Annotated in this window: 6 protein-coding genes; 2 read left to right on the forward strand and 4 right to left on the reverse strand. The window is 69.9% G+C overall.

Translation table 11 applies throughout. The features are described 5' to 3' along the window. Positions 1-1,103 (forward strand): SDR family oxidoreductase (locus BGN97_RS05375; RefSeq protein ID WP_292698682.1); only part of this gene is annotated, 1,103 nt, incomplete at its 5' end. A gap of 106 nt (positions 1,104-1,209) precedes the next feature. Then, positions 1,210-2,610 (forward strand): rhamnulokinase family protein, encoded by a 1,401-nt coding sequence (locus tag BGN97_RS05380; protein WP_292698684.1) that lies wholly within the window; start codon positions 1,210-1,212, stop codon positions 2,608-2,610. Between the two features lie 35 nt (positions 2,611-2,645). Here BGN97_RS05380 and BGN97_RS05385 read toward each other — a convergent pair whose 3' ends face one another. From BGN97_RS05385 to BGN97_RS05400, 4 genes are all read right to left on the reverse strand, one after another. Continuing rightward, on the reverse strand, positions 2,646-2,999 hold the full coding sequence (locus BGN97_RS05385; RefSeq protein WP_292698692.1) for a fibronectin type III-like domain-contianing protein: 354 nt from the start codon (positions 2,997-2,999) through the stop codon (positions 2,646-2,648). Between the two features lie 52 nt (positions 3,000-3,051). Further along, complete coding sequence (locus tag BGN97_RS05390; protein WP_292698687.1) at positions 3,052-3,924, reverse strand: aldo/keto reductase; 873 nt, start codon at positions 3,922-3,924, stop codon at positions 3,052-3,054. Continuing rightward, the gene (locus BGN97_RS05395) at positions 3,917-6,121 is read right to left on the reverse strand and encodes an MFS transporter (protein ID WP_292698689.1); all 2,205 of its coding nucleotides are present in this window, start codon (positions 6,119-6,121) and stop codon (positions 3,917-3,919) included. The genes BGN97_RS05390 and BGN97_RS05395 overlap by 8 nt, the downstream gene beginning before the upstream one ends. 107 nt (positions 6,122-6,228) lie before the next feature. Next, on the reverse strand, positions 6,229-8,065 hold a 1,837-nt coding region (locus tag BGN97_RS05400; RefSeq protein WP_292698691.1), incomplete at its 5' end, for an alpha/beta fold hydrolase.

Genomic DNA, 8,065 nt, shown 5'->3' on the forward strand with positions numbered 1-8,065 from the left:
GCCTGCACGAGCTGCACGCCGAGTACCGTGCCGACTACCAGGCGTACTACGACGCGCACGCCATCCCTGAGTCGCCCGCGATCCGCGGCGCCGACCCGCTGATCGTGCTGATCCCGGGTGTGGGCATGTTCTCCTACGGGGCCAACAAGCAGACCGCACGCGTCGCCGGCGAGTTCTACGTCAACGCCATCAACGTCATGCGCGGTGCGGAGGCGCTCTCCACCTACTCCCCCATCTCGGACGCTGAGAAGTTCCGCATCGAGTACTGGGCGCTGGAAGAGGCGAAGCTGCAGCGCATGCCGAAGCCGAAGAGCCACCAGGGCCGCATCGCGTTCGTCACGGGCGCGGCATCCGGCATCGGCAAGGCGATCGCGACCCGTCTCGCCGCCGAGGGTGCGTGCGTGGTCGTCGCCGACCTCGACCTGGAGAAGGCGCAGGCCGCCGCCGCAGAGCTGGGTGGCACGGATGTCGCGATCGGCGTCGCGGCGAACGTCGCGGACGCGGATGCCGTGCAGGCCGCGCTCGACGAGGCCGTGCTCGCGTTCGGCGGCGTGGACCTGGTCGTCAACAACGCCGGTCTCTCGCTGTCGAAGCCGCTGCTGGAGACCACTGAGAAGGACTGGGACCTGCAGCACGACGTCATGGCGAAGGGCTCCTTCCTGGTGTCGAAGGCCGCGGCCAAGGTGCTGATCGAGCAGAAGCTCGGCGGCGACATCATCTACATCTCCTCGAAGAACTCCGTCTTCGCCGGCCCGAACAACATCGCCTACTCCGCGACCAAGGCCGACCAGGCGCACCAGGTGCGTCTGCTGGCGGTGGAGCTCGGCGAGCACGGCGTGCGCGTGAACGGCATCAACCCCGACGGTGTCGTGCGCGGCTCGGGCATCTTCGCCTCGGGCTGGGGTGCCAACCGCGCCGCGACCTACGGGGTGGCCGAGGAGGACCTGGGTCAGTTCTACGCGAACCGCACCATCCTCAAGCGCGAGGTCGTGCCCGAGAACGTCGCGGACGCCGTGTACGTGCTGACCGGCCCCGAGCTGTCCCGCACCACGGGCCTGCACATCCCCGTCGACTCCGGCGTCGCCGCGGCCTTCCTGCGATGAGCGCTACGCATCGACAGCACGGGATCTCGCCGAACGCACGGGAGGTTCGCGTGAACGTCCGGTGCGCCCGACGAGATGTCGTGCTCTCGACGATCGGATGCCTGGGATGAGCGCCGTCAGCGCCTTCGCGGCGGTCGACCTGGGGGCCACCAGCGGCCGCGTGATGATCGGACGCGTGCACGACGATCGCGTCGAGCTCGAGCCGGTCTCGCGCTTCCCCAACGGCCCGGTCGAGAGGGAGGACGGACTGCACTGGGGCTTCGGCGCGCTCTTCGAGAACGTCGTCGAGGGGCTCACCGAGGCGGTGCGCCGTGAGCCGGGCATCCGGAGCATCGGCATCGACTCGTGGGCAGTGGACTACGGGCTGCTGCGCGACGGAGAGCTGGTGGCGGAGCCGTTCCACTACCGCGATGCGCGCACCGGACGCGGCGTGGACGAGGTGCACGAGATCATCCCGTTCGAGGAGCTCTACCGCCGCAACGGCCTGCAGTTCCTGCCGTTCAACACCCTGTACCAGTACCGGATCGACGGGCATATCGTGCAGGCGGACGCTGCACTGCTGATCCCCGACCTCATCGCGTTCCTGCTGACCGGCCGGCGGGTCGCAGAGCGGACGAACGCGTCCACGACCGGTCTGCTGGACGTGCGGACGTCGGAGTGGGACCTCGAGCTCGCCGAGCGGCTCGGCATCCCGGTCGGCGTCCTTCCCGAGCTCGTCGACCCGGGAACCCTGATCGGCACGCTGCGGCCCGAGCTCGCTCAGCGCATCGGGGCGGAGCTGCCCGTCATCGCCGTGGGTTCGCACGACACGGCATCCGCGGTCGTCGCCGCACCGCTGTCGTCGCCGAACTCCGCGTACATCTCGTGCGGAACGTGGGGGCTGGTCGGGCTGGAGCTGGCCGATCCGGTGGTGACGGATGCCGCTCGCGCGGCCAATTTCACCAACGAGCTCGGCGTGGACGGCCGCATCCGCTTCCTGCACAACGTCACCGGCCTCTGGCTGCTCAGCGAGACCGTGCGCGCATGGGAGGCGGAGGACGGCGCACCGATCGACCTGCCGTCGCTGCTGTCGCAGGCGGCGGATGCCGACGGCGAGACGCCCCTGTTCGACGCGAACGATCCGTCGCTCAGCGCGCCCGGCGACATGCCGGCACGCATCGCAGCGCTGCTCGGGCCGGCTGCGCCGACCTCGCGACCGGCCTTCACCCGCAGCATCGTGGAGTCGATCGCGGCGGCGTTCGCGGACGCCGTGCGAACGGCATCCGCTCTGTCCGGGCGCGAGATCGAGAGCATCCACCTGGGCGGCGGCGGCTCGCTGAACCGACTGCTCTGCCAGGCGACCGCCGATCGCACCGGGCTTCCGGTGCTGGCCGGCCCCGTCGAGGCGACAGCGCTCGGGAACGTGCTGATCCAGGCACGCGCCGCGCAGGATCCGCAGGCCTCGCTGGAGCAGCTGCGCGCGATCGTCGCGGCGAGCCAGAGCCCGCTCCGGTACGACCCGCGCTGACCAGGACGGCGACGCCGCCCCACGGGAACGCCCGCTCAGCTCCCCCTCTGAGCCCGCTCCACGAGCTCTACCACCTCCGCGCGAGGCAACGGCATCCCGTCGAGCCGGCCGACCGGGAAGTTGCCGAGCAGCGTCACGCTCGGACTGTCCGGTCCGTACTTCTCGGTCAGGGCGGCGTTCAGCTCCTCACCGACGACTGGGTCGTCGAGAAGCTCCTCTATCGAGGATTCCAGCGACGCCGGCAGCATCACTCTCTCGCCCTCCATCTCGACGGAGACGCTGGAGCGCAGATCACGACTGGATGAGCCGACCGAGACCACGTACTCGCCGCTTTCCACCACCCACCGGTCGACGCGCACATCCCAGTAGGTGAGTTCCTCGCGACGCAGACTGCGAGATCACACCGAATGAGAGAGCGCTCGGCCTCGTCTCGCTCTCCTGCTATGCCGCTCCGTCGAGGATCGCGACATCACCGGCCGAGAGCTCGAGCTCGGCAGCCAGCACGTTCTCCTCGAGGTGGGCAGCGCTTGCGGTTCCCGGAATGGGGAGGATGTTCGGCGAGTGCTGCAGGAGCCAGGCGAGTGCGAGCTGGGACGGCGACGCTCCGGTGCGCTGCGCCATCGCGCCCAGGGGGCCGGTCGGGTGAGTGAGCCCGCCGGTGGCGAGCGGGAACCACGGGATGAACCCGATCCCCCGCTCGGCAGTGTGGCGGACCAGTTCCTCGGAGGATCGGTCGGCGAGGTTGTAGCGGTTCTGGACGGTGACGATCGGCGCGATCCGCTCCGCCTCACGCAGCTGATCCACGGTGACCTCGCTCAGCCCGATGTGCAGGATGAGCCCCTCATCGCGCAGTTCAGCCAGCGCACCGATCTGATCGGCGAGCGGCACGTGCGGATCCACCCGATGCAGCTGATACAGATCGATTCGATCCATGCGCAGACGCCGCAGACTCCCGCGGACGGCCGCTCGCAGGTGCTCGGGCTGCCCGTTCACGATCCACTCGCCGCGCGAGCCCCGCACGAAGCCACCCTTGGTGGCGACGACCAGTTCGTCGGGGTAGGGCGACAACGCCTCGCCGATGAGCGTCTCGGCGACCTCTGGACCGTATGCATCCGCCGTGTCGATGAGAGTCACCCCCAGCTCCACCGCACGACGCAGGACCCGACGCGCGTTCTCCGCATCGCGAGTGGGGCCGAAGGCGTTCGCGCCCGGCAGCTGCATCGAGCCGTAGCCCAGACGCGCGACCGGGAGGTCACCCGCGATACGGAAGTCGCCTGCGGCGGCGGCGGAGATCGGGACGGTCGTTTCAGACATTCTGAGGTTTCCTTTCGAGAGGGACGAAGGCGTCGTCTGCCGGGGTGTCTGCGCGGTCGCGGCGCGCCCTCGCACCGACCGCGAAGAACGCGGTGGCGGCGAGCACGCCGACGACCGCCGCATGGAGTGCGGACACGGACAGCAGTCCGAGCGCAGCGGACAGCGCACCCGCGATCAGCACCGGCAGTCCGTACGCGGTGTACGCGATGAGGTAGACGCCCGACAGCATGCCGCCCCGCGAGGCGTTGCTCGCCAGCGGGCCGAGGAGGCGCAGTGACGAGCCGAATGCAGCGCCCTGACCTGCGCCCCCGACGAGTGCGGCCAGCAGCATCAGCGGGAGATCCGCGGTGATCAGCGCGATCACGGCTCCGGCGGCGCCGACGACCAGCAGGGACGCGCCGACGCGCGTCGCGGATCGAGCCGGCATTCGGGTGAACAGTATCCCCGCGACCGCCGAGCTCGCCGGCTGAAGCGCCACGATCGCGGCGTTCACGGCCGGATCCGCGACGCCGAACAGCGCCTCGTCGAACCGGGGCGCCAGCCCGAGGAACAGACCCGAGTACATCCAGCCGGCGGCGGTCAGCGGAGCGAGCGAGGCGAACCAGGCACGGGCATCGGCAGGGACGGCGACAGCCGGACGCAGAGACCGGATCGCGCCGGGCCGACGCCCGGCGGTCTCGTCCACGAGGAACACCGCAGCCATGCCCGTCACGATGGCGATCCCCAACGACAAGAACACCGTCCGCGTGGGATCGTCCGAGAACTCGGCGGCCAGCCCGCCTCCGAACGCGCCGAGCGCGAGTCCTCCGACCGGTGCGGCGCTGGTGACCACGGTCATGAAGCCCCGGCGCCGTGGGCTCGAGAGCTCGATGATCGCCGCCGTGAAAGTGCTCGTCGCGGCCCCGGTCGCCACTCCCTGAACCGCGCGTGCGACGATGATCCCGGCGATCCCGTCCGCATACAGGAAGATCATGCTGGACAGGAGCATGAGTGTCAGCGCCGCTAGCAGCACCGGTCGCCTCCCGACGAAGTCGGACAGCCGTCCCGCGACCAGGAGCGTGCCGAGCAGCGTCATCGCGTAGACGGTGAACGCCGCGGTCAGCTGCCAGTCCGGGAATCCCCACTCAGCCTGGTAGACGATCAGCAGCGGGCTCCCCGCCCCCGCCCCGAACGCCACGGCGACCGATGCGACGACGACTCCCGCGAGCCCGGCGTTCCGGTACAGGCGCGATCCGGCGCGGGTCCGCCACGATTCGGAGTCGTGCAGCAGCCCCAGTGAGCGTACGGCGATGGTTCCGATGAACACCGTCGCCGCGGCCAGGGTCAGCCACGATGCCGCGACCGTCACCCCGGTGCGGGGCAGGAGGCTGAGCAGCCGGATGCCGTAGGTCGCGCTCGCGGCCACCGTGAACGTCATCGCCCAGAACCCGAGAGCGAAACCGGCCTGCGCATACTGCCGGACCAGGAAGACGTGCGGGAGCAGGAGCGCGATCATCAGGGCCCCCAGGATCAGCTCCCCCTCCGAGCCTCGTCCACCGGTGATCGCCCACAGCGCGTTGCCTGCGACGGCGGGCGGAGCAGAGAAGATCGCGAGCGTCGGCAGAAGGCCCGCCGGTGTCGCCGGCCCCACCATGAAGCGCCCGATCAGCACCGCGCCGACGAGAAGCCAGAACAGCACCCCGACCGCGAGGTAGCCGATCGCGACCTGACGCTGTCCGATGACGGCGAGCGACTGCGAGGCGATCAGCGAGCCCGCGACCGTCGGCAGCAGATAGCCGCCGTGAAGCGACCCCGGATTCCGGGGCACAGTCATCAGCGTCGCCACGAACCAGGCGCCGAGACCCGTCGCCAGCAGCACCATCGACCAGACTCCGATCGCTGCCACGACCGGGCTCCACGATGTGAGATGAGCCGCGAGCAGCGACCCGACGGCGGGGAACAGCGACCCGAACGGGCCCAGCACGGGATGGCGCAGGTCCTCCGCGATGCCCCGCAGTCGTCCGGAACGACGCAGGTATGTCACGGTGATGATGGCCCATGCGGCAGCCGCGACCGCCCAGACGGCGTCGCCCGTCCACGTCGGCGCGCCGATCAGTTCGCCCGCGGTCGTCCAGGTCCCCGCCAGCCCGGCGGTTCCGAACGCGATGCCGAAGGTGTTGAGAGGAAGACGTGCTCTCGTCACCGTGGTGGAAGTCATGCGAGCCTCATTGTCTGGTCAGCACAGGGGATTCGGCGTGGCGTGCACGGGTCCGGCGCCTGCACGGCCCGCGAGGCCGGTGCATCGGCGGCCAGGATCCGATCCGATCAGCGTCGGATCCACTCGAGGATGTCCTGATCGAGCTGCGCCCGATAGTCGCCGTGGATGCCATGCGGCGCCCCCGGGTAGGTCTTCAGAGTGCCGTTCTGGACGAGCTCGACGGCCTTGTGCGCGGAGTCGGCGATCGGAACGATCTGGTCGTCCTCGCCGTGGGCGATCAGGATCGGCACGTCGATCGCCCGCAGATCCTCGGTCTGCTCCGTCTCGGAGAACGCCGTGATGCAGTCGTAGACCGCGGAGAGGTTCGCGAGCTGACCCTGCCTCCAGAAGTCGAGCTTCGCACCGAAGGAGACGTCGCGACCGTGATTCGCTCCGAAGAAGCTCTCCGCGAGGTCCAGCCAGAACTGTGATGCGTCGCCCAGAACGCCCGCCCGGATTCCGTCGAACACCTCGATCGGCGTTCCCTCCGGGTTCGACTCGCTCTGGACCATGATCGGAGGAATGGCGCCGATGGTCACCACCTTGGCGACCCTGCCGTTCGCGTAGCGCGCCGCATACCTCACGACCTCGCCGCCGCCCGTGGAGTGACCCACGACGATCACGTCACGAAGGTCGAGTGCCTCGATCACATCCGCGAGGTCGCGGGCGTACTGGTCGATCGTGTGCCCCTCGGCCGTCTTGCCGCAACGACCATGTCCCCGCCGATCGTGGGCGATGGCACGAAATCCGTTGTCGCTGAAGAACTTCAGCTCGGGCTGCCACGCGTCCGAGCTCAGCGGCCACCCGTGGCTGAAGACGATCGGCCGGCCTTCGCCCTGATCGGTGACGTAGATCTCGACCCCGTCGGACGTGGTGATGTACGGCATGGCTGCTCCTTCGAGACGTTTCGCGCCGCCTGTGTTCGACGGCACGACGACAGTACGTCTGCGCGGAGCGTGCGAGCGTGGCCCCGACGGGGACACCATCCGATCGGCGAACTGCGAGGCCGCGGATGCGCGCAGCACGGCGAGGTCGCCGAGGCCCGGATGCCGGCGGTCGATGGCGCGCACCAGCTCCGCCGGGCTGTGCGCTGCAGCGGCGAGCTCGTCGAATTCCGAGAGGTAGCGCCGCATCCACGCCACCTGCGGTGCCGCCGCATCGCTGGCGGCGCCCCGGGCTCGATGCGCCCCCACCGCCCATGCCGGGCGGAGTGCGTCCATCAGATCAAGCGAACGCGACCAGAGACGACGATCCGCTGAACTGGTCCCGGCAAGGCGGGGGTGAACGCCGTTGTACATCAGGTCGCCCCCGATCATGGCATCCAGATCGCGGACCCAGACCGCGCTGGACGCATGCCCGGCGAGGGTGCCGAGGTCGAACAGGTGGATGGCGTGGCCGTCCAGTGTGAGCCCGCCCGTGGCCTCCGGCGCCGGCGTGGCGGTCGGCTCACGACCGTACTCCGCGTCCACGTGCCCGCCGTGGACTGCGAGCCCGGGCAGCGCGGTGCGGTTCGTCCCGCGGGCCAGGACCGCGGAGGTGGCGACTGCTCGCGCGCCAGGGTAGGAACGGAGGAGCACGTCCAGACCCCGCGAATGGTGCGCCTGCTCTTGAGTGACGACGATCGTGTTCAGCGGCCTGCCGATCGACTGCAGCCACGCGACGAGCTCGACCGCCTGCTCCGCCGGCATCCTCGCATCGATCAGAATCGTCTCCGCAATTCCCGACAGCAGCGTCGCCGTCGTCGATGAGCGGCCATCGTCCCCTCGGCCGGTGGACATCCGGGATCCACCGAGCCAGATGTCCATGGTGAGCGGCGGGAGGAGCCGACCCCCCGCGTGCTCCAGCCTGCGCGACAGCCCCCGACGTGTCGCCTCGCGACCCTGCCCGCCACGGTCTGAGACGAGT

Origin of the sequence: Microbacterium sp. 69-10 (genome assembly GCF_001897945.1) — a bacterium.
In the GTDB taxonomy this organism is placed as follows: Bacteria; Actinomycetota; Actinomycetes; order Actinomycetales; family Microbacteriaceae; genus Microbacterium.